We start from the raw sequence: 25,689 nt of genomic DNA, 5'->3' as shown, positions 1-25,689 counted from the left end.
GAATTTTTTCTTACTTCCTTATTTTTACGCTTGGGAACAGCATAAGTTGGGGGATACAGCAAAAATAATAGGAGGAGGAACTCCCAGTACAAAAAATTCTGAGTACTGGGATGGCGATATTAACTGGTACTCTCCTGTTGAAATTACTAGCCAAATTTACGTTAATGAAAGCCAAAGAAAAATTACTGAATTAGGCTTAAAGAAAAGTTCAGCGCGATTACTACCAATTGGTACAGTATTATTTACTTCACGTGCAAGTATTGGAAATACAGCAATATTAGGTAAAGAGGGATGTACAAATCAAGGATTCCAGTCAATTATTCCAAATAAGAACGAATTAGATTCATATTTTGTTTATTCAATTACCCCTAAATTAAAAAGATATGGTGAAATACATGGTGCGGGGTCGACCTTCATCGAAGTCTCAGGAAAAGAAATGTCAAAGATGCCAATTGAAATGCCAAGTTATGAAGAGCAGCAATGTATTTCATCTTTTTTCTCAAAACTCGACACTCTCATCACTCTTCATCAGCGTAAGCCAAAATCTTTAATTAACTTAAACTAGCTAAATATCTCATAACCAAGTCATTATCTTGATTTTCTAGTTCATTGATTATATGCATATAAACTTTCTGTGTTGTAGTAATTGAAGAATGCCCTAATCTTCTTGAAACACTAGCAATAGATACTCCAGCAAACATCAAAAGTGATGCATGAGTATGTCGTAATCCGTGAATTGAAATCACTGGAATTCCAACTTTTTTACAATGTCTACTCAGCCATTTATTAGGAGTTGAATTACACACAGGACCATTTACGAAAATTGGTTTATCTGATTTTTTATTTCGAATTAGCTGTTGAAATTGCATCCCTAGTTGCCAATCCATCTGAACCTTACGAATTGATGCTTTATTTTTTGTCGGATTAAAGCCAGTCCCATTTTTATAATCCCACGTTTTGTTTACGGATATCGTTTGGTGAATAAAATCAAAATCTTCCGGCGTTAAAGCAAGTGCCTCTGAAAAACGTAATCCTGTTTTAGCAATAATTAATATTAACCAATCCCAGTTTAACTCTTCCGTTAAATCTAAATCTTGTAAAAGATTATGAAGTTCAAACTGATTGAGAAATTTCTTTTTCTTTTTACGTGGATTCTTTCCCTTAAAAATCGCTTTTCGTGTTGGATCTCGATCAATCAAATTCTCATCAACGGCATCCAATATTGCTCCTTTTATTTGATGATGAAAATCAATTACAGTTTGTCTTTCATGAGAAATCGCATAATCATTTAGCAGCTTTTGGTATGTGCTTCTATCAAAATCTTTCATTTTGAGGGAGGGAATCAATTTAGTTACATGTTTATAATTGTTTAAATACTTTCCTAACGTTACATCTCTGACAGCATTTTCTTTGTATAATTTGATCCAGTAATAAAAATAATCTTTGAATAAACTTTCTTTTGTGAAATTTGAACTCATTCTTACTCTCCTTTTGTATTATGCTTGGCTTACGCTGATGAAGAGTGATGAGAGTATCAAAATCCTTTAGAAACATTCCAATAGTAGACTGTTCTTGGATTTTTGAAGGAATGCGTACCTTTTTTTCTTCCATTCCTTTTTTAGTAATATGAGCCATTGTAGAGCCATTTGTATTTGACTCCAAAATATTTTTATCTCTAAGAAGTAACTGAATAGCAAATCGTTTATCAAGCTCTTGGGATAACTCTATCTTCCAAATATGATAATGATAAATAACTTTTTCTCCTCTCCATATATGCGGGCCAAATGTTGCAGACCAAGTATAAAGAAGGTCGCCATCATTAGCATAATATTTATCATCAAGTTCCATATTGGAGTAATACCAAGAATCATTTGTATAAAAATTCCCAACACGAAGGACTTTATATTTTCCTTCATCCAGTAATTCATTTTGAGAGTAGGCTCGACCATTTATAAAATTTGCTACGTTTCCCAATTTATGCTGTTCCCAAGCATCAGTAAATTCAGGAAATCTAATTTCTGGTTTATCCTCTCCATTTTTCGGAAACATTTTTTGAAGTAGACCACTTTTCATTTTTTCTAAATCAGAAAGCTTACGCTGATGAGGAATAATGAGAGTGTCTAGTTTTGAAAAAGGTGAAATACATTGCTCCTCCTCATAACTTGGCATTTTAATCGGCATCTTTGATAATTTTTTCCTGAGATCTAGACGAAGGTCGAGGAGCTTCACTATACCTTTTTAATTTAGGGGTAAGTGAATAAATAAAATATAATTCTAACTCATAAATTTATTTTAGACCTCAGACATCATTGCGATATCGACGTGATTCTAGATAACAAAAGTGTATGTTTCCATTTCAATTAGTGGAATAAGTACACTTTTTGTGTTTTCGGCTGGAAGATAGGGGACATTTCCTTGTATACTTTAAGTTAGAATTGAAAAAAGTAAGAGGAATAGTTATGCGTCTGAAAAAAGTTATCTTAGGTATTTTATTAGCAATTGGAGCTTTGGGAACATATTTATATGTTTTGCCAGAGCATGTTCATACAGGAGATAAAAATTTAACGCAGTTAGCTAAAGAATATATGGAATGGCACCATATTAATGGTGGAATGTTAGTTAATGGTAAGAATGGACAACCTATTGTCGTCGAAAATCAAGAAACGACTGATCAAAATCAAATTGTAAATGTTAATCAATTGTTTCCAATTGCCTCTCTTCAAAAGGTCATGACAGGAACGGCGATTTATCAATTGCAACAAAGTCAGCAATTAGATTGGAATACACCATTATCTAAATATTTCCCTCAAGTGCCAGGGAGCGATGAAATTACTATTCGCGAATTAATGAATCATACTAGTGGATTGATTAATAATGATCGTCCAGCTTCTCCGCTTAAAAATGAGAAAGAGCAAATTGCTTACATGCTTAAACATATCAAGTACGATCATCTTCATACTTGGGATTATCAAGATGTAGACTATGAATTACTGGCTGCAATCATTAGCAAACAAATGAATTCAAATTATACAGCTTATATTCAAAATGCTTTTGCTCTTCCTCAAATTAAGGACTTCCCTGAAATGACGCAAAATGAAGTTCCTCAACCGATGAGTAATCGAGTGAGCTGGCATGATGTAACGGTGACAACCACATCTGATTTTGGAGCGGGTAATTTGTTTATGTCGCCAAATGATTACTGGAAGTTTATATATAATAATGTCTTAAAAAATCCCGCGATGATTACTCAATATTCACAACAAGCACAGGGGCAACAGGTCGCTTATTTTGGTGGGGTTTATTTCTCAGGAAATATTATTCGTGCAAATGGTAGTATTCCTGGTTATAATTCTTGTTTTGTTGCCAATTACAAAACTAAGCGGATGATGATGCTTTTTTCTAATAATATTAATTATTGGAAATTGAGAAGGGCATCTAATTACATCATGCATCATTACATGGGCTATCACCCAGAATTGAGAATTTAATTAGTGATTAGCTCTTTTAAGTAAAGAATAGAAAAATATAATTAATAGCATGGCTATCGATGGAAGAAGTCATGCTATTTTTAACTTTTTATTGTTAGGTAGTGCCAAAATTAATTTACTTATTTGAAATCAATATGGCTTCAGTTATAATTAACGGAATAACTTAGATTAGGAAAAATTGAAGGGCTAGAATAAATATGCAAAAACATTCTCAATATCGATATGCTTTGCGTAAGCTTAGTGTTGGCTTAACCTCTGTCGCTGTCGGATTAGCATTTATGGCTGCTACAACAATGACTGTTCATGCTGATAGTGAACCACAAGTTCAAACGACTGAAAATCAGACCTCAGAAAATAAAAATACTGTTATAGAAAATACAAATGATAATCTTGCTAAGGTAGAACCTGTAGATCCGCAAGACAATGCTCAGGATGACAAAACAAGTCAGGCAACTGCAGATACTAAAACAAATTCAGATGTAAATACTACCAAAGATGTCAACCAAGACTTAAAAAATGATCAAAATACTGTAGATAATGAAACGAATACTTTAAAACAAGATACCGACAATAAAGAAAATAACATCGCTGATATTACTATTAGTGACCAGCAACCAGTCCAAACAGAAAAGAAAGTTGATGCTGATCTTGTTAAATCTGTTACAGATAGCTTAAAACAAGTTAAGTATGATGCCTTTGATGGGGATCCAAAACAAGTTCTTAGAAACTGGAATCATATTCAACTAACTAGTAGTAGTTTGGTAGATAGCTTTAATGAAGTATATAATCAATTGCCCACTTTAGTACTGCAACTTCTTGAACACACCGATAATATAGATACTGCTAATCAAAGAGTTAGTGATAATGCAGGTGCTATTATGGTGGGGATGTCTTACATTAATCGGTGGTATAACGTTTCATATGAAGATAAGGAACTTTTACCCGTAATGATGTTTGATCCAAAGGCTTTTGGCTCTAATTTGGATTCAATCGATTGGTTGTCTAAGATTGGAGACTGGTCAACTGATGAATTGGCTCCTTCAAATACTGTGACTACTTTTAATAACAAATTAGCTCCAATGCTAAATACTCAGTCAGACTTAGTTACTTTCTTAGGAGATTTGCGTAAGAAATGGTCTCCAAATCTATCTGACGAAGAGTGGTTTAGATCAAACACGGGAGTTTACATTGCTGAGATTCCCTCAAAAGAAGTACCCGATTTAAATCTCAATATTTATCATCGCTTATCTACAAATAAAGAGCTGCAAGAATATATCTTACCGCTTTTAAATATTAAAAACGATGATATGTATGTTGTATCCGCTTTGGGGATGATGATATTTGGATCATATGAACCATATATTGATGTGAAATACCATAAGGATCCGGTGGTATATCAAGAAAAAGTTCAAGCAGTACATAAAGAACTTACCCGGCTTTCTACTGCATGGAGAGATCATTTTGATTTTTGGTATCGGATGGCTAATGAAGAGGGAAAGAAACGCTTAACTAACGCAAATATTCAGGTCTGGGATAGTTATAATGCGATCGATTCTAGCAAGAAAGGTGGGCGTCGATGGCTAAATAAACGTGATACCGATATTCCTGCAGTTGCAGAATTTTTCGGCCCTTTAGGTAAGATGTATGATGCGGCTGGACTTTCGGCAGATGCTGTTGGTAATGCAGTACGCTATTATGTGGCACAAGTAGTAAATAATTTTGGCGGTATAGGAATTTTGTCACACGAAATGACGCATAATTTCGATAATAGTATTTACTTAGATGGATTTCAGCATCGTCCGGGTACGGGAGTAGAAACATATGCTACGGGACTGCTCGAATCACCATGGGACCGAACATTTGCAAATTATGGCTTGAATACTGCATTAACTTTTTATGCTGATAATAATCGAACCACGAATAAAAGCCCATCACGTTTTCAAACTAGAAAAGACTTGCAAGATTATATGCATGGAATTTTTGATATAACTTATTTACTTGATTATGCTGAAGCTCAAGCAATGGTAGGCAAATCAGCTAAAGAGAAGCAATTGATGTACTCTCAAATTAGTTATGATCCTGCTAAAAAGGCAGATGTAGTATCTGGCCCAATCAGTACTGAAATTGCTGATAAGTTAATGACAATTGATGATTTCATTGACAACAATATTATTGCTAGTCGTGGTTATCAAGCAGGAAGTTATGGTACTAATAGTTATCAAACGATTTCTATGTATACACCAGATTACGCAGCAGTTCAGAGCTCAACTTCTGTTTCAGGTGGGATCACTTTCAAAAAAACTGCTTTTGAATTACTAGCTGCCAAGGGTTGGTCCGATGGTTTTATTTCTTATGTTACAAACAAGTATGCTAAGGATGCAAAAAATGATAAGAAATCGCTGAGTGACACATACGCGTTAGCGAAGATCTTTAATGGTGAATATGATAATGATTACTCAACCTTCAAAAAAGCAATGTTCAAGGAGCGTATTGATAAACGTCAAGATTTTAAACCAATTACTATTACGTTGAATAGCAAGAATGTCCAACTAAACAATTGGGATGAGTTACAAAATTTAATGCAGACTACTGTTGATCAAGAATTAGCACTGAGAGCTCAGGGAAAAAAGTCAAGTTTGATTAACGACTTAAAAGCTGCCATATTAACAGCTGAACTCAAGCAGACTGATGATTTTAGAAGTTCAATTTTTGCTAGTCCTCAACAAAGTAAGCAAGGTGAAATTGTAGGTGAAGGTACAAGTTTAGATTTGCCAGCGTATGATTTAAACACACTTAAGAAGGGCGAAATAGTAGGTGGAGGCACCAAGTTAGACTTACCCGCTTACGATTTAAACACACTTAAGAAGGGTGAAGCAGTAGGTGAGGATACGGAGTTAGATTTGCCAGTCTATGATTTGAACTTACTTAAGAAAGGTGAAGTAGTAGAGGAAGGTACAAAGTTAGACCTTCCAGCCTATGATTTAGATTCACTTAAGAAAGGCGAAACAGTAGGCGAGGGTACGGAGTTAGACTTGCCAACCTATGATTTAGATTCACTTAAGAAAGGCGAAACAGTAGGTGAAGGAACTAAGTTAGAATTGTCAGCCTATGATTTGAATTCGCTTAAGAAAGGCGAAACAGTAGGCGAGGGTACGGAGTTAGAATTGCCAACCTATGATTTAGATTCACTTAAGAAAGGTGAAGTAGTAAGTGACAGTACTCAATTTGATCTCCCGGTCTACGATATAGCTTCTCTTAAAAGGAATGAGATAGTAAGTGAAGATGCCAGTTCTAACTTGCCGAGTTTACAGATTAATGACTCGAAAAATGTCCAAGACTCAGCGGCTGAAAAATTATCAGCTCAAGATGATGATTCAGCTACAAAACTAGATGTAACAGAGAACGAGCAGAAGGATCAACTAAAAGGTAACGTTCCTTCTTCTACCTTATCGAGTTTAAATGTAAAGATATTGGAAAAGAAAATAGAAATAAGCTCAAATAATAGATCTCCTGAGATAAATAACTATAAACATATTATTTCTAGAATAAAGAACCATAAGTTAACTAAATCTGTTAAACTTAATGCAAAGATAAAGAATCACCATGTGTTTTCAAATTTCAAAAATAATGTAAGCTTGCCCCAAGCTGGAAGTAAAAATGATAATATTTTCTTACTCTTAGCAGACATTATTAGCTTATTTACTGCACTTGGATTGAGTATTTTTAAAAAGAAAAAATAATTATAAAGATAATCTTTCTTATTAGATTTTTTAAAATTTGTAAATTTTAGGTAAATAAAAAGCCTCAGTTTTATTAAACTGAAGCTTTTTTTATTGAATGCTTTTGAATAATAATAGCAATAATCTCAATAATCATTAGAATTCCGAAGAAGATAGCTGAAGATAACAAAGCAGCGTCAGAATTTTTGGTAATAAGAGATATTACATAAGGTGAGGCTACACACCCTACATCCATCATTACCAGACATAAGGTTGTATCTAAATTTTCCCATTTAGCTGGCGCAGAATTAGAAATCCATTTGAAGATATATGGCATTACTAAGCCAAATCCAAGTCCTAAAATGACGCACCCTACTACCAAAATTCCAAAATTACGAGAAATACTGATAAGGAAAAATCCTGCTGCATTTAAAAATAAGCAAATTGGCCAAATCCATTTGTTTAGACGGTTGTAAAGCCAATTGAAGCTCATTCCACACGGGATGCCCATTATGGCAATTACTGCTAGCATGAAGGAGGCTGTACTTTCGTTACCAAGATAGAATTTAATGATAAATGCTGGAAGTTTGTAGGCAAGAGCCATGTAAAAAATATAGATCAAAAGAGTAATAATACTAATTATAATAATTGTAGAATTGAATTTTCCTTTTAAATTTGTCATAGAAAAGTGTTCTTTATTATGAGTATATTGAACTTTTGGTACTTTAACAAATTTTTGGAACATGAATAAAATGGGAATTGCAAAAATATACACCCAAAATACTGCATGCCAAGAAAGTGTGACTAAGTAGCAAATCAGTAAGGATGAAACAATATAGCCGATATCATTCATAATATTTTGGAAACCTAACATTTGATTAAGTTCAACATTATTATCATGATAAATACTCATCAGTAAGCTCACAGCCAATGAATTGTAAATTCCAACTCCGACTCCAAGTAGAATTCGCAAGAAAAAAATAAGCCAGAAGTTATTAATAATGACAGGAAGAGTACCTGTAATCCCAATAATAGCTAATCCGAGGATAATAACGCGTTTTTTACCGATTTTTCTTACTAAAAATGGATTCAGAATTAATCCGATAATCTGACCTAAATTGGGAATAGTAGTTAATAACTCTACATTTACGCGTGCAATATTGGGAAAGGCCTGTTCAATTAAGGGAAGTGCAGGTGAAATCACGGCTGACATCATAATGAATAAAGAAATTGCTAGTAGAGATATTTTAAACATTGGTTTGGATGATTCATCTTTAATATTCATAATTTTTCTCTCTAAATATAATAATTTTTTCTACATTGATTCTATCAAAGATGGAGGTAATAGTTAATTATAGTTAAATCTAAAAAGTAGATAGCAGATCCTCGAAATAAATAAAAAGTAGTCTGATCACATTGATAATCAGACTACTTTTTTAGTGACCAAGAAATCCATTAATAAAACCTACGATAAACGGAATTAGAATCCCAACACTTGTAATTAGCAATGATGTTTTTTGAAAAACAGTTAGCTGTTTCAAATTCTTCCAAAAAGAACACCATACTAGGATAATACCAATTACGCTGATAATACTCATAATTGTAAAAATTGTATTCATTTTCTTCCTTCTAAAATAATTATAAGCTTATCACGTGATTTGAAAGCGCATATCTTTGAATTTTTTGTCTCCCTCTTCAATAATGTAAGTAGAGAAAAGAGGGGCTTAAAATGAGAATCACAAAATTAGTTACAGGAATTTTATTAATAATGTTATCTGTTTGGCTTCTAGTTGAAGGTCTGATGAATGGCATACTGGGAGTCTGGGCAGCGCGCAATATTGCCAGCGGAGTTTTAGAAATAATCTTAGGTGGTCTATTTATGGGAGCTGGTATAGTATATATTTGTTTAGAAAATGATCCTTTTATGGGCGGTGACATCACGTGTTTTATTTTGTTGATTATCGGTGCTATTGTGGGATTTGTTGGTTGTTTCTTCAATAGATGGATGTTCCTATATGCAGTGATTAGTTTAATTGTTGGTATTGGCTTCTTTGTTTGGCATCGTCGAATTGGTGAAGAAGTTTAAAACAATATTTTTATAGCTAGGCGTTTAGCCTAGCTTTTTTCTTTTTTAAAGAGAAGGATAAGGCTTATACTGATCATGTAAAGAAAACGAGGTAAATTATGGAGAAAAAAGTAACTTTCAAATTGCTGGTCGCCATCTTATCAGCCGGGATGTTATCATTTTTAGGGATTTTAGATGAGACGGCAACAACGGTAACTTTTCCCACTTTAATTAAAGAATTCAAAATTACAACAGCTCAAGTGCAATGGGTTAATACACTGGTCTTGCTGGTGATTGCCATTATTGTGCCTTTAAGCTCCCAAATTAGACTTCGAATTTCTACTAAAAGAATCTTTTTTGCTGGCATTCTTTTCTTTGTGCTGGGATTAATAATTGACATTTTTACACCTCGTTTTGATCTCTTGTTATTGGGGCGTGCGTTCCAAGGAATAGGTACTGGCATCGGACTGCCTTTAATGTATAACATTATCTTAACTAAGGTTCCGAAGAGTAAATTAGGATTCATGATGGGGATTGGAACTATGATTACTGCGGCTGCCGTAGCTTTAGGACCAGTTTTTGGTGGGATTGTTACCAACTTCCTAAATTGGCGCTGGATCTTTATTATTTCCGTATTCCTAATTATTATTAGTTTTTTGACAGGCTGTTATTCAATTGAATAACTTACTAAATTGAAAAAGGTTCGTTTTAAATTTGGTCAGTGGCTTGCGATTGCGGTTAGTTTAATTTTTTTGATGCTCGGCTTTACTAATTTTTCTAAAAATAATTTGATTTCATACCAAGTAGGAGTTTTTTTATTAGTCGGAATCATTAGTTTATTTATTTGGATTAAGGTGTCTTGGAATGATAAAGCTGCTTTGATTAGTCCGCGCCTTTTTAAAAATATTGCTTTCAGTATGCAATTGATATGTTATTGTTTTGCAAAGATTTCTACATTAGCTTTGGGGTTTATTTTTCCAATATATATTCAAATTGTTAATCATGGTTCTGCTTCTTTAGCTGGATGGATCATGTTTCCTGGAGCCATTATTGATGCTTTAATGGCTGCAATTGCTGGGAAAGTTTTAGATAAAAAAGGCCCCCGACTACCGATTTTATTAGGAATTATAGCTAGTTTGACCAGTTTACTTATTATGTACTTAAGTTCAAGTCTAACTAATCTTGGTGTTGTGTGGTTATATGCACTTTATTATGGTGGCTATGGAATGTGTTTTAGCAGCTTGATGACAAGTGGATTAACTTCTCTTTCAGAAGAGAATCATGCTCAAGGAAATGCAATTTTCAATACTCTTCAACAATTTTCTGGAGCAGTGGGGACAGCTCTGGCCGGGACTCTAATCTCGATTAGTCAAAATAATAAATCTATGCCTGAAAGTATTACAACGGCCGTGGGAGCGAGATGGACGTTTATTGTTTTGATTATATTAATCATCAGTAATTTAATACTAGCCTTGATTTTTGTTCCTAAAAATACGAACTATAATAAATAACAATTTAAGATTTGTTAATAAATTAGACGGTTTTTTCTTAAAAATGCTGAAAAAACTTTTTACATGTGTTAAAATCTGATCGTTAACTAATTTGAGAGGGAAAACATTCAGAATGAACAACGACATTGAAAAGGTATTGTATAGTCAAGATCAACTTAATAAACGTATGGATGAAATGGCCGATGAATTAAATGATAAGTATGAAGGTCAAGAACCAATCGTGATTCCGGTTCTTAATGGTGCAATGATTTTTGCAAGTGATATGATTAAGCGACTTAATTTTAAGTTGAACATCGATCCAATCAAGGCATCTAGTTATGACGGTGCAAATTCAACCGGTCATGTTAAAATCGTCCAAGATATAAAGTCTGATGTAAAAGGACGCCCTGTAATTTTTATGGAAGATATTGTTGATACAGGTCGCACCCTTAAAGCACTTAGTGAAGTGATGAAGGATCGCGGTGCCCAGAGCGTAGAAGTTGTGGCAATGCTTGACAAACCAGATACTCGTGTGGTTGATTTTCATGCGGATTACTACGGTTTTACTGCTCCAGATGAATTTTTGGTTGGTTATGGTTTAGATTATGATGGGTTTTACCGTAATTTGCCTTATGTTGGTGTACTTAAGCACGAAGTTTATGCTTAAATAAGAAAGCACCCTAGTGAAATACTAGAGTGCTTATTTTTTTGCCATAATGTAAAATATACTTTACATTTAAACAAATATTATTTACAATAAAATTAAATTTAGAAAGAAGGTCCTTAAAATGGATGCCATAAATGTAATTGTTTTTATATTAATATTGGTAATTACTTATTTTGTTTTATTTTCGAAAAGATCGAAGACCAAGCTTAAGTGGGATGAAAGGCAAGAAGCAGTTCGTAATCGCGGATTTAAATATGGTTTCACTACGATGACAATCTATAATTGCTTAATTCTATGGCTTTTAAAAATTTTTAATCTAAAATTATCGTATGATTTTCTTCTTATCATGCCAATTATGGTGGGAATAACAGTATTTTCAGTTTATTCAATTATTAACGGTGCCTACTTTAGCCTTAATCAAAATAATCTAAAACGTGATGCAATTATCTATTTAGCTGTGGGTATCATAGAATTGTATATGGGGATTCAGGGATTGTTAATGACCCCAAGAGAATGGGATGATCATATTATTTTTTTGGCATTGGGGCTTTTTTTACTGTTATCCGGAATGGCTCAATTGTACTATAACTATAGAAGTCGAATCGAAAAATGAAAAATTTAAAAATGAAAGCTGCTCGTGCGGGTAAGGATTTATCTCAACAAGAATTGGCAGAGATCGTTGGGGTGTCGCGTCAGACGATTTCCGCAATTGAAAAAGGAAATTATAATCCTTCAGTTAATCTTTGTATTAGTATTTGCAAGGCACTTGATAAAACTTTGGATGATTTATTTTGGCCCAATTAAATTCGTTTTAGTTTACTTTTGAAATCGTTTTATGTATAATACTTATAAAAAGTAAGTATTATAGAAAGAAGTAATCTTATGAGTAAAATTTTTATTTTTGGTGGTTCCGGCCGTGTAGGTACTGACTTAATTAAAGATTTAGTTGCTGATGGAGAAGAAGTAACTGCCGCTGCTCGTCATCCAGAAAATATTGTTGATTTGGCTGAAATCAAAAGAGATAAGCTTGATTTACATGCAGATGTAGATCAAATTGCTGAACAAATTAAGGGTAATCAAGTTATTTACTTTACTGCTGGCTCTCGTGGGAAAGATTTAATTCAAACTGATGCAATGGGTGCTATTAAAACTATGATGGCTGCGGAAAAAGCGGGTATTAAGCGTTACATTATGCTTAGTTCAATGCTTAGCTTAGATGTAGATAAATGGAAGAAGATTCCTGGCCTTGAAGATTATTTAGCTGCTAAATTCTTTGCAGATACTTATTTGATGGACTCAACAAACTTGGATTACACAATCTTACAACCAGGTAATTTAACAGAAGAAGATCCTACAGGGAAGATTACTTTGAGTGTTGAGCCAAATGCTAAAAATACAATTGCCGATGTCGCTCAAGTTCTAGCTGATTTAAGAGATGCTCCAAATACAATTGGTAAAGTAATCCCAATGAGTAATGGAAATACGCCAATTAAGAAAGCATTGGCTGAAATTAAGTAAAAAAATAGCAGTCACTTAGATGTGACTGCTTTTATATTTCCTGAAAAATTAGAGACCAAATGGAATCTTGTAAAGGAAAATTCCGATAATGGCACCAAGAATTGGTGCTACAACGGGTACCCATCCATAACTCCAATGAGCATCTTTTTTATTAGGAATTGGTAAGATTGAGTAAACAAGTCTTGGACCAAAATCACGAGCTGGGTTAAGTGCTGGACCGGTTGGACCACCGAGTGCCATAACCAAAGCGGTGATTAAGAATCCTACACCAATATTGGCAATATCAACGGCTTGCTTAAAGAACATACCTTTATACAAACCAATTGCAACAAACATTAAAACACCAGTGCCGACGAGTTCAGAAATGAAACCGTTCCACTTACTGTTAACACAGTCACTAGTAGCAAAACAAGCAAATACAATGTCTGCGTTAGTAGATTTTTTAATATAAGGCCAATAAATAGTAATAATAAGAAGTTGACCACAGATTGCACCGAGAATTTGTGAAATAATATATGGTGCTACATGTGTCCATGGAAAAACTCCTGCTGTAGCTTGAGCTAATGTAACTGCTGGATTAAGATGATTACCCGAAATTGATCCAAAAAGCATTGCAGGTAACATAACGCCAAAACCAAAACTGAAGGCAATTAAAATCCAACCACCATTGGCCTTTCCGTCATGTGCATTACCAGTAGTTCCTTTTAAAAATGAGTTAGCAACTGCGCCGTTACCAAACATAACCATTATTAGAGTGCCGAAGAATTCGGCAAAATACTTTAACACCCACGTGTGTTCCATAGGTACTTTTTCCTCCCTGAAAAAATAGATGAAAAATAAATTTGCAAAAATGATTATACAGGAAAAACAGTGTGAAACAAGTATTTTTTGTATAGTTTAAAAATAAAAGTGATAAAATGTAGAAAAAACTATAAAAAAGAGGGGAAATTATGCGAATTAATGTATTGCAACACACTCCAAATGAAGGACCTGGTTCAATTAAAACTTGGGCTAATATGCATAACGATGAGTTTTATGTTTATCATCCAGAAACTTTTGGCGTATTGCCAACTGCTGATGAAACTGATTTGTTAGTAATTTTAGGCGGTCCAATGAGTCCCAATGATAATTTGGATTGGATTAAGCAAGAATGTAATTTAATTAGTGAACTGCTAAAAGCTCATAAGCCAATCTTTGGTGCATGTTTTGGTGCCCAACAAATTGCTAAGACTTTGGGATATAAAATTTCTGATGCACCTCATAAAGAAGTGGGGTGGGCGCCGGTATATCTACAAAGCAATACCATTCCAGATATTCCTGAAAACTTGACTGCTCTTCATTGGCATGAGCAAATGTTTGAAGTGCCACAAGAAGCAGAGCTCTTATTTTCAAGTGACTTAGTCAAAAATCAAGGTTTCTTACTTGGCGAGAATGTTATTGGGCTTCAATTCCACTTTGAGCCAGAGGAAGATAATGTGCGTGAAATTGCGGTGAATGATCATTCGTATCCTGATGATCATAATGATCTTAATCAAACTGCCGCTGAAATCATTGAACATGGCGTTCCTAAGGAAAATAAGGATGTAATGTTTAAATTGCTGGACTTTATCACAAAAAGATTAAAATAGTTCTTTACAACAAGCGCTTCCATTAGTAATAATGGAACATAAGTAATAAGCAGTCCCGAGATGGGGCTGTTTTAGTTTGGGAAAAGAGCGTTTGGATGGATAAAAAGCAAATTACAATGGTAACTATAGCCCTAATGCTAGGAAATGTGATGGCTGGATTAGATGGAACAATTACCAACACTGCAATTCCTGCAATTGTTTCCGCACTTCATGGAATTCAATTTATGGGGTGGATTGTAGCGATCTACTTATTAGGAATGTCAATTTCGATTCCAATTTGGACTAAAGTTGGTGAAAAAATTACTAATAAATTAGCTTTTGAAATTGCTCTGATTTTATTTGTATTGGGATCAACTTTAGAAGGGATAGCTCCAAATATCTACTTTTTCCTGGTTGCTCGCTTAATAATGGGGATTGGTGGCGGTGGTATGGGATCGCTGCCTTATATTATTGCCGGATACGTTTTTAAAAACATCAAAAAACGGACCCAAATTTTGGGCTATCTAACTGCTAGTTTCAATGGAGCTGCAATTATGGGGCCTTTAATCGGGGGATATCTAATCGATGCGTTGTCTTGGCATTGGGTATTTTATATTAATATTCCTATTGGGCTTTTAGCTTTAATAATTTGTTTAATTTTCTATAAACCTGTTACGCCAAAATCTTCTCCAGTTTTTGATATTCCCGGGGCAATTTTATTGGTAATTAGCCTTTTATCATTTTTAATGGGAATTCAACTTTTAGGTTTGGCTCCAAATTGGGTTGTGGTCTTGTCCATTATTTGTAGTTTGCTCTTGGCCTCACTCTTCTTTTATCGTGAAAAACAAGCCGAAAATCCCATTATCCCGCTGTCTATTTTTAAAAAGCGAGATTTAAATGGAGATTTCTTACTTTTTGCATTTACTTGGGGTGCATTTATTGCAGTAAATACTTATTTACCAATGTGGGCTCAAGCCCTTCTGGGAATGTCAGCACTTTTAGGAGGAATGACTTTAATTCCTAACTCAGTGGTGGAAATTATTGCTTCCCAGACGGTTGCTACTATTCAAGAGCACTTAAGAACATTTACTTTAGTTATGATTGGAATTGTCACAATGATGATTTCCTCTGGAGGGATGTTTTTAGCAGATTTGAAAACGCCATTGTGGCTTTTAACTACGATTGCTGCTTTTTCAGGAATTGGAGTAGGATTTATTTTTGTTGCTTTGCAGGTTAAAGTTCAAATTGACGCGGGAATGAAAGATATGCCGACAGCAACCTCTACCTCATATTTAATCCGGATCTTATCCCAAACCATGATGTCAGCAATTTATGGAGTCATTATGAACCTTTCGCTAGAACATGGGATTGCTCATCGAACTGATATTAGGATGACAATGATGAATAAATTGAGTGATGCAAAATCGGCTCGTAGTTTGCCACAACATCTAATTCCAGATATGCGTCAAATTTTCCATTCAGGAATAAAAGAAATTATGCTGGTGTCCTTTATATTATTGATTATTGCAACAGTATTTAATTTTTACTTTAATTGGAAGAAGACGCCTAAGAAGATATTAAAATAAAAGGGTTGCAAATATGCATTTGAGCAAGCATAATTAGTAATTAATATTTAAATCTTGGCTGAGAAAGCCAAGATTATTTTTTATTTTAGAAAGACAGGTGGAGGATGAATAAGAAGCAAATTTCAATGGTTACTTTTGCCATGATTTTGGCCAATGTAATGGCAGGATTGGATAGTACTATTATTAATACGGCAATTCCAGCGATTATTGCCGATTTGCATGGAATTCAGTTTATGGGCTGGATTATTGCATTGATGTTATTGGGGATGTCAGTTTCTACCCCAATTTGGAGCAAACTAGGCGAAAAAATTGGTAATAAAGCTGCCTTTGAAATTTCGCTGGTATTATTTGTCTTAGGGTCTTTATTTCAGGGGTTAGCCCAGAATATGTATTTCTTCTTGATTGCAAGAACTGTAATGGGGATTGGAGCCGGAGGCATGGGTTCAATTCCGTATATTATGGCTGGCTTTATCTTTGATAATATTAAAAAGCGGACTCAGGTTTTGGGATATTTGGGAGCAAGTTTTAGTGTAGCAGCTATTATTGGTCCGCTTGCTGGAGGCTACTTAGTTGATTCCTTGTCTTGGCACTGGGTATTTTATATCAATATTCCAATTGGTTTGGCGGCTGCGCTTTTATCAGTTTTGTATTATCGTGAAGGGCAAATTGATAAAGAGCCTAAGTTTGATATTTTAGGTTCATTTTTGGTTGTAGTGGGACTGGTACTAGTTTTACTGGGAATACAGTTGGTAGGACTGGTTTCAGTATGGACCATTGTGGGACTAATCATTGCAGGAATAATAATTTTATACTTCTTCTTTAAACATGAATCGCATGATAGTAATCCTGTTATTCCAATTGAAATGTTTAAAAATAAAGCTTTAATGGGTGATCTGCTCCTATTCGTGTTTACTTGGGGTGCGTTTTTAGCAGTAAACACTTATTTGCCAATGTGGGCTCAAGGGCTTCTAGGAACTACTGCTTTAATTGGAGGCCTAACCTTAGTTCCTAACTCTATTGCGGATACGATTGGGACTCAAGTAGTTAATCCAATGAAAGCGAGATTTAGTGAATATTCGCTTATTATGATGGCGATTATTTGTATGATTATCTCCAGTTTAGGTTTAGTAATTTTGCCGATGAATACTAATTTCTGGGTTATTACTTTAGTGGCAACATTTTCTGGTTTTGGAGTAGGCTTTATTTTTGTAATCTTACAAATTAAGGTGCAAGTCGATGCAGGTGAAGAAAATATGGCTCCTGCAACTTCCTTATCATATTTAATTCGAATTCTTGCCCAAACAGTAATGGCTGCTGTGTATGGCGTAATTATGAATATGGCTTTGGCACGCGGCGTAAAAGAAAATCAAGGTATTACTATGGGAATGTTGAATAAACTTAGTGATGCAGAATCTGCTAAAAGTTTACCAACTCAGCTTTTACCAACTATGCGACAAATTTTCTATAAGGGTTTGAGAGAAATTATGTTGTGTGCTACGATTTTACTTGTAATTTCGATCTTTCTTAATTATTACTACAATAGTAAAAATCGTAAAATTGAAAATTAATCAAAGAAGCAGCGAGAAACTGCTTCTTTTTTAATGGAAGTATAAAATTTGACATATGAAAACACTTACATTAGTATGAAGGCATAGTAATTATAGATGTTAGGATTAACGAAAGAAGTATTTGATATGCACTATACTAATGGTAACTATGAAGCTTTTGTTCAAGCTGAAAAGCCGAAAGATGTTGAGAATAAATCAGCATATATCGTTGGTTCAGGACTTGCATCCCTTGCAACTGCTGTGTTTTTGATTAGGGATGCTCAAATGCCTGGAGATAAGATTCATATTTTTGAAGAATTGGCTCTTCCTGGTGGAAGTATGGATGGGATTTATAATCCTGAAAAGCAAGCTTACATCATTCGTGGTGGACGGGAAATGGAATCTCATTTTGAAACTTTGTGGGATTTGTTTAGATCAATTCCATCTCTTGAAAATAAAGATATTTCTGTTTTGGATGAATTTTATCGTTTAAATAGAAAAGATCCAAGCTACTCAAAGACGCGTGTAATTGTAAATCGTGGAGAAGAATTGCCAACTGATGGAAAGTTGCTTCTTACTCCAAAAGCGATTAAAGAAATTGTTGATTTAGTTTTAACCCCAGAAAAAGATTTGCAAAATAAAAAGATTAATGAAGTCTTTAGCAAGGAATTCTTTGAGTCAAACTTCTGGCTCTATTGGTCAACCATGTTTGCCTTTGAACCATGGGCAAGTGCAATGGAAATGCGTCGGTACTTGATGCGCTTTGTTCAACATGTTGCTACTCTTAAAAATCTCTCTTCATTGAAATTTACTAAATATAATCAATATGAATCATTGATTTTACCTTTAGTAAGTTATTTGAAAGATCATGGGGTTCAATTCCACTATGATACAGTTGTTGATAATATCATTGTTAACCGTTCTGAAGGTAAAAAAGTCGCAACTGAAATCAAGTTGACTGAAAATGGGAAGGAAAAGACAATCCATCTTAGTGAAGATGACTTAGTATTTGTAACAAATGGGTCGATCACGGAGAGTACAACTTATGGAGATAACTTACATCCTGCTTCTCAAGAACATAAATTGGGTGCAAGTTGGCAATTATGGAAGAATTTAGCTGCTCAGGATAGTGATTTTGGACATCCAGAAAAGTTTTACGATAATATTCCAAAGGCCAATTGGGTAATGTCTGCAACAATCACTTTTAAGAACAATGATATTGTTCCATTTATTGAAAAAGTTAATAAAAAAGATCCTCATAGTGGCTCAATTGTAAGTAGCGGTCCCACGACTATTAAAGACTCTAATTGGTTGTTAGGTTATTCTATTAGTCGTCAGCCTCACTTTAGAAAGCAAAAGCCAAATGAATTGATTGTATGGTTATATGGCTTGTATTCCGATACAAAGGGAAATTATGTTCAAAAGACAATGCCTGAATGTAACGGAATCGAACTTTGTGAAGAATGGCTATATCACATGGGAGTTCCTGAAGAAAAGATTGCAGAAATGGCTCATGCTGCAACTACTATTCCACAACATATGCCTTACATTACTTCTTACTTCATGCCAAGAGCTTTAGGTGATCGACCAAAAGTGGTTCCAGATAATTCAAAGAATTTGGCCTTCATTGGTAACTTTGCAGAAACTCCTCGAGACACTGTGTTTACTACCGAATATTCAGTTAGAACTGCAATGGAAGCAGTCTATACTTTACTTGATATTGATCGCGGAGTTCCTGAAGTATTTGCTTCTGCCTTTGATGTCAGAATGCTCTTGAATGCAATGTACTATTTGAATGATCAAAAAAAATTGACCGATCTTGATTTACCATTGACTGAAAAGTTGGCTATTAAAGGGATGCTCAAGAAGGTAAAAGGTACCTACATTGAAGAATTGCTAAAGCAATATAAACTGATGTAAAAAATACAATTAAAAGCTATCTTTGTAATTGAAGCAAAGATAGCTTTTTGTTGTATAATGGGCAGGTAACAGATTTATGAAAATAGAAAAGAAGGATATTATTTTAGAATCTAAACCTGCCCGATGGGGTACAAAAGCATATCATGACGCAAAGAAGTTGTATTTAAGTGCATTTCCAGCAAATGAACGTTTTTCAATGTTTTCTTTGTTAGCAATGTCACTTAAAACAAATGTAAAGTTTCATGCATTATACGATCAGGACGTATTTTGCGGAATTGCTTATTATGTAGAAAGTAGTTCGACCGTTTATCTAACTTATTTAGCGGTAAATCAAGATCTACGTGGTCATGGCTATGGCTCTAAGATCTTAACAATGCTCGAGGAGAAGTATCCTGATAAACAAATTGTGATCGATATTGAACCAGTGGTGCCGACGGCTAAGAATTATAAGCAGCGTGTGAGTCGCTTGAAGTTTTACGAGCGTAATGGTTTTCACCGCACTGATCAAAAACTAAAAGATCAAGATGGGGAATTTGAAGCTTTGACTACGGCTAAAAAACTTGACAAATCAGGATTTGCTAAAACTTTAAAAGATATGAGTTTTGGTTTTTACCAGTTTAAAATTGAAAAATAATAGAAAAGTGTTGCTTGTACTTATGACAGCAACACTTTTTTGTTTTCTAACTAGTTAAAATATTTCTGTCCTTCTTGTTCTTTCTTTTCTTCAAGAGCTTTTTCACTTGCGGCTTCTTTTGGTAAGATCCAGTTTAAAAGCATTCCCATAATAGTTGAAAGAGCAACTGAAGTTAATTGGAAGCTTCCAAGTTGAAGGTAAGCACCTCCAATACCGATAACCAAAATTACAGAAGCAATTAACATATTACGCTTTTCACCAAAATCAATTTTGTTATCTACGATAATCTTTAAACCATTAGAAGCAATTGTTCCAAATAGTAAGAAAGAAATACCACCAATTACTGGCATTGGGATTGATTCAATTACAGCAGCAACTTTTCCAATAAAGGAGAATAGAATAGCAAAGAATGCAGCTCCAGCTAATACCCAGACAGAGTGGACTTTAGTCATTGCTAAAACACCGATATTTTCACCATAGGAAGTTGTAGGAGGACCACCAATGAACCCAGCGATGATTGTTGATAAACCGTCCCCAAGCATAGTTCTGTGAAGACCAGGGTTCTTAAAGAAGTCACGTTTAGTCAAGGAATTAAGTACCATGATGTGACCCATGTGTTCTGTCATCGTAACAAAGGCAATTGGTGCCATAGTCAAGATGGCTGCTGGGTACCATTTAAAGTGGTAACTGATTCCAGGAACATCAAGAGCTGGAATTGAGAACCAAGCAGCTTTAGCAACGCCTGAAAAGTCCACAATCCCTAAAATACATGAAAGGACATAGCCACACACAATTCCAAGCATGATGGAAATCAAGCTAGTAAAACCTTTAAAGCACATTTGGAAGATTAAGGTCATTACTAGCGTAAAGATAGCTACTCCAAAATAAGTTAAATCATATTTTTGATTATTAAGCATTGCGTCGTTTGCAGCGGTTGTTGCAAGAGATAAACCAATTACAATGATGATTGGTCCCACTACTATTGGTGGTAAAACTTTGTTAACCCAGCCAGATCCAATTTTAGCAATTACGATTGAAACAATAACGTATACAAGACCGGCAGCAATTGCACCTTGTGCAACGGCAGGATAACCATCGGTTTTCATTAATGCTTGCATTGTAGCAACGAAAGCAAAACTTGAACCAAGGTATGCTGGAATCTTAAAATGGGTACAAAGCATGTGAACTAATGTACCTACACCAGAGGATAGAAGTGCGATACTTGGTGAAATACCAATTAAAATTGGTACCAGCACTGTTGAACCAAACATGGCAAACATATGCTGGAGGGAGAGAAGCACTCCTTGGCCTAGAGGTGGTTTTTCATAGACGTCTAAAATTGCGTCTGGATTATGAAATTGTTCTTTTTTATTCATTTTTACTCCTAAAGATATTATTTAGTGACCAAGTTAATACTATCTTGATCATCAACTTCGGTCATAGAAACTTTAATTCTCTCATTCATGGCTGTTGGAATGTTTTTTCCAATAAAATCAGGTCTAACAGGTAATTCCCGATGTCCGCGATCAACCAAAACGGCTAAACTGATCGTGGCTGGACGCCCTTGATCCATTAAAGCATCTAAGGCTGCCCTGATCGTACGACCTGTGAAAAGAACGTCATCAACTAAAACCACTTTTTTATCAGTAATGTCAAAGTCTAATTGTTGGTTATGAATGAGATTCTTCTTTTCTTGCTTAGATAAATCATCTCGATAATCAGAAACGTCTAATGCACCAACTGGTACGTCAACATTTTCAATTCGCTTAAGATTTGCGGCAACGCGATTCGCTAAAAATAATCCCCTAGTTTTAATCCCGACAATTACTAAATCATCGACACCTTTATTGCGTTCAATGATCTCATAGGTCATTCTTACTAGAGCTCGCTTCATCCCTGAAGCATCAATAATTTCTTTCATAAATTCATCCTTTCTCTAAAAGATGACCTATAGAAAAAGACCACCTGGACACTGAGTCCAAGATGGTCTTTCTGGTTAGACATGCAAAAAACATGTTAGCGCAGATTTCCTTCTTAGCCTCACGGGACTAGTTTAAAGGTCATCTAATATTGTTAAATTTATTTAACTAGCTTTTAGTAGGATTGTCAAGCAAATTTTGAACAACATTAATTTTGAATAAGATCAAATTCAAGATAACAATTCCGGCAGTAACGATGAAAACCATGCTGTAGCTGGATAATCCAGAAACGAGGGAACCTAGTAGTGGACCAATAATGTTTCCAATATACCTGGCTGATTGATTCCAAGAAAAAACTCTCCCTGTAACTTGAGTAGGGGAATTCTTGGTAAGCATCGTTTGAACTTGAGGGAATAGACATGCATCTGTAAAGCTGACTAAAAAGCGTAAAATTCCTAATTCCCAGGTATTTTGTACGAAAGCGGTAAGAAAGAAGAAAATTGTAGCACCAATAGATCCGACAATGATAATCTTTTCGGTTCCGATTTTGTCACCAAGCGCTCCAAAACGGGATGCAACTAAAAAAGTTGCGATTCCTGGAAGAGCAGCAATGATTCCTGAAATGAAGACAACGTCTCTATGTCCATGCATTAGTTGACGAACATAAAGTGAAACGATAGGATTGATGGAATTATTAGTAGCTTGAATAATCAGAGTAGTTAATAATAAACCGAAAATTAATTTAGGCTGCTGTAGTTCTCTTATAACGCCGCGAGTGGATTCGAGTTTCTTTTCCGTAATTGGTTTGAAGCCTTCCTCGTGAACAAAGAAGAGTGAGAGGAAAAGGCAATCAGCAAAAGCAGTCCAGTAATAAAGAAGGTGATCCGATAAGAAAACATACTGGCTAAAGTTCCACCAACAAAGGGGCCAAGTAAGTTTCCGGCAGTAAAAAAGGACATCATGCTTCCTAAAGCTTGTCCGGATTTATCTTTGGGAGTTTCAGTTGCAATTAATGCATTTGAAACAAATCTAGAAAAAACACTTTGAAGTATTCGCAAGATAAGTAATTGCCACACATTTTGAACTAATCCCATTGCTCCTAAGACAATTGCCATACCTAGAGAAGCACGTAAAGTCATTAACTTACGGCCTTTTTTGTCGGCTAATTTTCCCCACCAAGGAGACACAATAGCAGAAACAAAATATACTCCCGAAAAGATGATACCTGACCAGAAGTTCAGTTGACTATGAGAAAAATGCCCTAATGTATCGATGTAAAGGGGCAAGAAAGGTATGATTTCGGAGAAAGCAATTCCTGCGATAAAAACTGCAATTGATAAAACAAATAAATTTCGCTTCCAAATGGGTTTTTGCAAAACAAAAAATCCTGTCTATATACAGAATAACTTAATTATAGGCGTTATTAGGATTGAGAAAAACTCTTGAAATAATATATCTAAAGAATAATATTCCATGAAAAATTTTAAAAATAATTAGTAGAAGTATAGTAAAAAATATTTTGAATCAAGCTGTTATATATAAATTGTGCTTTTTTATAATATTGTCTATATATGATTATAGAATAGATAGAATAGCAGTGTAATGGGAAATTAATTTATAGATTTTAATATTTTATATAAGATAATAAACAATTATATTAAATTTTATATCTAAATAAAATAAAAAAATATAATCTAAATTTTAAAAATATTCTTAATTATAAATTTAAATAAATGTTATTTTATTATTACCGAATCTTCAATATGTTAGATATATCTAATGCTACAATGCGTAATTTTTGCTATTTTTTTTTGTTTTTGTTATGTTTGAAATGAAAACGGATTAGATGACTAGTCATTACTAATAATTTTAAGTTTTAGAAGATCAAGTTCTTCATAGGAGAATTGAGATGGACGTTTCAGAAGAAAAAAAGCTTGAGAAGCTTGGCGCATTTGAAATAAGTCGGAAGATGCTCGCCCTGGCACAAAAGAATGAAAAAAGTAATATCTTTTTGAATGCTGGGCGTGGGAATCCTAATTGGATTCAAACTCGAGCACGTCTTGCATTTTGTCGATTAGTAGAATTTGGTGTCAAAGAGTCACAACAAACTATTAATAATGGCATCATGGCTGGTTATATTCAAAAGGATGGAATTCGAGAAAGATTATTTGCTTTTCTAGATCCAGATAATAGAGAAGAAGATAAATTCTTGATAGATGCAGTTAATTACTGTAAAGAAGAATTAGGTTTAAACGAGGATGACGTAGTTGCTGAATGGACAAATGGCGTTGTAGCTAATGATTATCCAGTTCCTGACAGATGTTTGGTTAATACGGAAAAAATTATCAATCATTACTTACAAGAGTTGTCTTATGAGGGTGCTCAATTAGCTGATCAAACACAACTTTTCCCAACAGAAGGTGCCACTGCCGCTATTGTTTATGCTTTTCACTCTTTGGCTGAAAACCATTTATTAAAGAAAGGTGACAAGATTGCTATTAATGAACCAATCTTTACGCCATACTTAAGAATTCCAGAATTAAGAGATTATCAATTAGTGGAAGTTGACCTTCACTCATATGAGAAGAATAACTGGGAAATCGAGCCAAAAGAAATTGAAAAACTGAATGATCCATCAATCAAGGCTTTGATTGTTGTTGATCCAACTAACCCAACTTCAAAGGAATTTGATAAGAATGCTTTGGATGCCATTAGTCAAGTAGTTAAAAAGAATCCTAACTTAATGATTATTAGTGATGAAGTATATGGTGCCTTTGTTCCTAACTTCAAGAGTATTTATAGTGTAGTTCCATATAATACGATGCTAGTTTATTCATATTCAAAGTTATATGGATGTACAGGTTGGCGTTTAGGTGTAATTGGATTAAATAAGGACAATGTTTTTGATCATAATATTGCCAATCTACCAGAAGATGAATTAAAGCAATTGCATAAACGTTACAGCTCTGTTGTTTTAGATCCAGATAAAATGAAATTTATTGATCGCTTATGTGCCGACAGTAGATCCATTGGACTTTATCACACTGCAGGTTTGTCCACGCCACAACAAATTATGGAAACTCTTTTCTCATTATGTCACATGCTTACTTCAACAAATGGTGGTAGTGATGATCCATATATCGACATTGCTAGAAAATTGGTTAGTGAAAGATATAATCAATTACATGAAGCTATGAATGCTCCAGAAGATGAAACTGATACCAATACCCATTACTACTCACTAATCGATATTTATCGTTTGGCTGAAAAGAAGTATGGTAAAAAATTTAGAGATTACTTAGCAGATGATTTCCAACAAGTAGACTTCTTACTTGAATTAGCCAAAAAGAATGGCGTCGTCTTGGTTGATGGTGTCGGCTTTGGTGCAAAGCCGGGTGAATTAAGAGTTTCACAAGCTAACTTACCAACTGACGATTATGCTTTGATTGGTAAACAAGTAATGGAACTTTTGAAAGAATATCATGAAGAGTATGAAAAAAAGCAAAATAAATAATAAAGGGAGGAATTG

The 25,689-nt window shown here is 34.5% G+C and carries 21 protein-coding genes and 2 pseudogenes; 16 read left to right on the top strand and 7 right to left on the bottom strand.

What is annotated here, in order from left to right:
• Positions 1-19 precede the first annotated feature (19 nt).
• Positions 20-550: pseudogene (locus KBW87_RS06035) on the top strand (restriction endonuclease subunit S); the annotation flags it as partial.
• Position 551: 1 nt separating this feature from the next.
• On the opposite strand, the gene KBW87_RS06030 reads toward KBW87_RS06035, so the two are convergent.
• Complete coding sequence (locus KBW87_RS06030; RefSeq protein ID WP_057809803.1) at positions 552-1,478, bottom strand: site-specific integrase; 927 nt, start codon at positions 1,476-1,478, stop codon at positions 552-554.
• The gene (locus KBW87_RS06025) at positions 1,360-2,169 is read right to left on the bottom strand and encodes a restriction endonuclease subunit S (protein ID WP_255807060.1); all 810 of its coding nucleotides are present in this window, start codon (positions 2,167-2,169) and stop codon (positions 1,360-1,362) included. The genes KBW87_RS06030 and KBW87_RS06025 overlap by 119 nt, the downstream gene beginning before the upstream one ends.
• A 290-nt stretch (positions 2,170-2,459) precedes the next feature.
• On the opposite strand from KBW87_RS06025, the gene KBW87_RS06020 reads away from it, so the two are divergent.
• Positions 2,460-3,488 carry a serine hydrolase domain-containing protein gene (locus KBW87_RS06020; protein WP_057810588.1) on the top strand — a complete coding sequence of 343 codons (1,029 nt, stop codon included), beginning with the start codon at positions 2,460-2,462 and terminating at the stop codon, positions 3,486-3,488.
• A gap of 197 nt (positions 3,489-3,685) precedes the next feature.
• Complete coding sequence (locus KBW87_RS06015) at positions 3,686-7,228, top strand: ZmpA/ZmpB/ZmpC family metallo-endopeptidase (protein WP_057810590.1); 3,543 nt, start codon at positions 3,686-3,688, stop codon at positions 7,226-7,228.
• 73 nt (positions 7,229-7,301) lie between these two features.
• Here the strand turns inward: KBW87_RS06015 and KBW87_RS06010 are convergent, their stop codons facing one another.
• Entirely contained in the window at positions 7,302-8,492 is a 1,191-nt protein-coding gene (locus KBW87_RS06010) for an MFS transporter (RefSeq protein ID WP_057810592.1), read from the bottom strand.
• A 444-nt stretch (positions 8,493-8,936) separates the two neighbouring features.
• On the opposite strand from KBW87_RS06010, the gene KBW87_RS06005 reads away from it, so the two are divergent.
• From KBW87_RS06005 to KBW87_RS05975, 7 genes are all read left to right on the top strand, one after another.
• Complete coding sequence (locus tag KBW87_RS06005; RefSeq protein ID WP_057810596.1) at positions 8,937-9,293, top strand: hypothetical protein; 357 nt, start codon at positions 8,937-8,939, stop codon at positions 9,291-9,293.
• Between the two features lie 98 nt (positions 9,294-9,391).
• Positions 9,392-9,955 carry an MFS transporter gene (locus KBW87_RS06000; protein WP_057810599.1) on the top strand — a complete coding sequence of 188 codons (564 nt, stop codon included), beginning with the start codon at positions 9,392-9,394 and terminating at the stop codon, positions 9,953-9,955.
• 9 nt (positions 9,956-9,964) lie between these two features.
• Positions 9,965-10,783, top strand: coding sequence for an MFS transporter (locus tag KBW87_RS05995; protein WP_236695273.1), 819 nt, complete (start codon positions 9,965-9,967; stop codon positions 10,781-10,783).
• A gap of 112 nt (positions 10,784-10,895) precedes the next feature.
• Positions 10,896-11,429: a hypoxanthine phosphoribosyltransferase gene (hpt, locus tag KBW87_RS05990; RefSeq protein ID WP_057810601.1), complete on the top strand. Its 534-nt coding sequence runs from the start codon at positions 10,896-10,898 to the stop codon at positions 11,427-11,429.
• 121 nt (positions 11,430-11,550) lie between these two features.
• Positions 11,551-12,042 (top strand): DUF6442 family protein, encoded by a 492-nt coding sequence (locus KBW87_RS05985; protein WP_057810603.1) that lies wholly within the window; start codon positions 11,551-11,553, stop codon positions 12,040-12,042.
• The gene (locus tag KBW87_RS05980; protein ID WP_004040266.1) at positions 12,039-12,233 is read left to right on the top strand and encodes a helix-turn-helix transcriptional regulator; all 195 of its coding nucleotides are present in this window, start codon (positions 12,039-12,041) and stop codon (positions 12,231-12,233) included. Before KBW87_RS05985 ends, KBW87_RS05980 begins: the two co-directional genes overlap by 4 nt.
• Positions 12,234-12,311: 78 nt before the next feature.
• A complete protein-coding gene (locus tag KBW87_RS05975; protein WP_057810605.1) occupies positions 12,312-12,947 on the top strand; it encodes an NAD(P)H-binding protein in 636 nt (211 codons plus the stop codon).
• A gap of 48 nt (positions 12,948-12,995) precedes the next feature.
• Here the strand turns inward: KBW87_RS05975 and KBW87_RS05970 are convergent, their stop codons facing one another.
• Complete coding sequence (locus KBW87_RS05970) at positions 12,996-13,748, bottom strand: MIP/aquaporin family protein (protein ID WP_057810607.1); 753 nt, start codon at positions 13,746-13,748, stop codon at positions 12,996-12,998.
• A gap of 149 nt (positions 13,749-13,897) precedes the next feature.
• On the opposite strand from KBW87_RS05970, the gene KBW87_RS05965 reads away from it, so the two are divergent.
• The 5 genes from KBW87_RS05965 to KBW87_RS05945 all read left to right on the top strand — a co-directional run bounded on the left by KBW87_RS05965 (position 13,898) and on the right by KBW87_RS05945 (position 20,241).
• Entirely contained in the window at positions 13,898-14,575 is a 678-nt protein-coding gene (locus tag KBW87_RS05965) for a type 1 glutamine amidotransferase (RefSeq protein WP_057810610.1), read from the top strand.
• A 95-nt stretch (positions 14,576-14,670) separates the two neighbouring features.
• Complete coding sequence (locus tag KBW87_RS05960; protein WP_057810612.1) at positions 14,671-16,140, top strand: MFS transporter; 1,470 nt, start codon at positions 14,671-14,673, stop codon at positions 16,138-16,140.
• A gap of 104 nt (positions 16,141-16,244) precedes the next feature.
• A complete protein-coding gene (locus KBW87_RS05955) occupies positions 16,245-17,708 on the top strand; it encodes an MFS transporter (RefSeq protein WP_057810614.1) in 1,464 nt (487 codons plus the stop codon).
• A 126-nt stretch (positions 17,709-17,834) separates the two neighbouring features.
• Positions 17,835-19,607, top strand: coding sequence for an oleate hydratase (locus tag KBW87_RS05950; RefSeq protein ID WP_057810924.1), 1,773 nt, complete (start codon positions 17,835-17,837; stop codon positions 19,605-19,607).
• A 196-nt stretch (positions 19,608-19,803) separates the two neighbouring features.
• Positions 19,804-20,241 (top strand): GNAT family N-acetyltransferase, encoded by a 438-nt coding sequence (locus KBW87_RS05945; protein ID WP_057810926.1) that lies wholly within the window; start codon positions 19,804-19,806, stop codon positions 20,239-20,241.
• A 50-nt stretch (positions 20,242-20,291) separates the two neighbouring features.
• On the opposite strand, the gene KBW87_RS05940 is transcribed toward KBW87_RS05945, so the two are convergent.
• The 3 genes and pseudogenes from KBW87_RS05940 to KBW87_RS05930 form a co-directional block, all read right to left on the bottom strand.
• A complete protein-coding gene (locus KBW87_RS05940; RefSeq protein ID WP_057810616.1) occupies positions 20,292-21,617 on the bottom strand; it encodes a solute carrier family 23 protein in 1,326 nt (441 codons plus the stop codon).
• Positions 21,618-21,634: 17 nt separating this feature from the next.
• Positions 21,635-22,162 (bottom strand): bifunctional pyr operon transcriptional regulator/uracil phosphoribosyltransferase PyrR, encoded by a 528-nt coding sequence (gene pyrR, locus KBW87_RS05935; protein ID WP_057810618.1) that lies wholly within the window; start codon positions 22,160-22,162, stop codon positions 21,635-21,637.
• A gap of 166 nt (positions 22,163-22,328) precedes the next feature.
• Positions 22,329-23,536 (bottom strand): annotated as a pseudogene (locus KBW87_RS05930) (MFS transporter).
• Between the two features lie 533 nt (positions 23,537-24,069).
• Here KBW87_RS05930 and KBW87_RS05925 point away from each other — a divergent pair.
• Positions 24,070-25,674, top strand: a complete 1,605-nt coding sequence (locus tag KBW87_RS05925) for a bifunctional aspartate transaminase/aspartate 4-decarboxylase (protein WP_057810620.1) — start codon at positions 24,070-24,072, stop codon at positions 25,672-25,674.
• Positions 25,675-25,689 lie beyond the last annotated feature (15 nt).

Origin of the sequence: Lactobacillus intestinalis, from assembly GCF_024397795.1 — a bacterium.
GTDB classification, from domain to species: domain Bacteria; phylum Bacillota; class Bacilli; order Lactobacillales; family Lactobacillaceae; genus Lactobacillus; species Lactobacillus intestinalis.
This window is presented reverse-complemented; position numbering and strand designations above follow the sequence as displayed.

What these genes read in the sequence shown, in the direction of transcription:
- KBW87_RS05945 (WP_057810926.1), top strand. Translation starts at nt 19,804, where the DNA reads ATGTTTTCTTTGTTAGCAATGTCACTTAAAACAAATGTAAAGTTTCAT.
- KBW87_RS05985 (WP_057810603.1), top strand. Translation starts at nt 11,551, where the DNA reads ATGGATGCCATAAATGTAATTGTTTTTATATTAATATTGGTAATTACT.
- pyrR (WP_057810618.1), bottom strand. Translation starts at nt 22,162, where the DNA reads ATGAAAGAAATTATTGATGCTTCAGGGATGAAGCGAGCTCTAGTAAGA.
- hpt (WP_057810601.1), top strand. Translation starts at nt 10,896, where the DNA reads ATGAACAACGACATTGAAAAGGTATTGTATAGTCAAGATCAACTTAAT.
- KBW87_RS05965 (WP_057810610.1), top strand. Translation starts at nt 13,898, where the DNA reads ATGCGAATTAATGTATTGCAACACACTCCAAATGAAGGACCTGGTTCA.
- KBW87_RS06005 (WP_057810596.1), top strand. Translation starts at nt 8,937, where the DNA reads ATGAGAATCACAAAATTAGTTACAGGAATTTTATTAATAATGTTATCT.
- KBW87_RS06025 (WP_255807060.1), bottom strand. Translation starts at nt 2,169, where the DNA reads ATGCCAAGTTATGAGGAGGAGCAATGTATTTCACCTTTTTCAAAACTA.
- KBW87_RS06000 (WP_057810599.1), top strand. Translation starts at nt 9,392, where the DNA reads ATGGAGAAAAAAGTAACTTTCAAATTGCTGGTCGCCATCTTATCAGCC.
- KBW87_RS05955 (WP_057810614.1), top strand. Translation starts at nt 16,245, where the DNA reads ATGAATAAGAAGCAAATTTCAATGGTTACTTTTGCCATGATTTTGGCC.
- KBW87_RS06015 (WP_057810590.1), top strand. Translation starts at nt 3,686, where the DNA reads ATGCAAAAACATTCTCAATATCGATATGCTTTGCGTAAGCTTAGTGTT.
- KBW87_RS05925 (WP_057810620.1), top strand. Translation starts at nt 24,070, where the DNA reads ATGGACGTTTCAGAAGAAAAAAAGCTTGAGAAGCTTGGCGCATTTGAA.
- KBW87_RS06030 (WP_057809803.1), bottom strand. Translation starts at nt 1,478, where the DNA reads ATGAGTTCAAATTTCACAAAAGAAAGTTTATTCAAAGATTATTTTTAT.
- KBW87_RS06020 (WP_057810588.1), top strand. Translation starts at nt 2,460, where the DNA reads ATGCGTCTGAAAAAAGTTATCTTAGGTATTTTATTAGCAATTGGAGCT.
- KBW87_RS05980 (WP_004040266.1), top strand. Translation starts at nt 12,039, where the DNA reads ATGAAAAATTTAAAAATGAAAGCTGCTCGTGCGGGTAAGGATTTATCT.
- KBW87_RS05950 (WP_057810924.1), top strand. Translation starts at nt 17,835, where the DNA reads ATGCACTATACTAATGGTAACTATGAAGCTTTTGTTCAAGCTGAAAAG.
- KBW87_RS06010 (WP_057810592.1), bottom strand. Translation starts at nt 8,492, where the DNA reads ATGAATATTAAAGATGAATCATCCAAACCAATGTTTAAAATATCTCTA.
- KBW87_RS05975 (WP_057810605.1), top strand. Translation starts at nt 12,312, where the DNA reads ATGAGTAAAATTTTTATTTTTGGTGGTTCCGGCCGTGTAGGTACTGAC.
- KBW87_RS05940 (WP_057810616.1), bottom strand. Translation starts at nt 21,617, where the DNA reads ATGAATAAAAAAGAACAATTTCATAATCCAGACGCAATTTTAGACGTC.
- KBW87_RS05970 (WP_057810607.1), bottom strand. Translation starts at nt 13,748, where the DNA reads ATGGAACACACGTGGGTGTTAAAGTATTTTGCCGAATTCTTCGGCACT.
- KBW87_RS05960 (WP_057810612.1), top strand. Translation starts at nt 14,671, where the DNA reads ATGGATAAAAAGCAAATTACAATGGTAACTATAGCCCTAATGCTAGGA.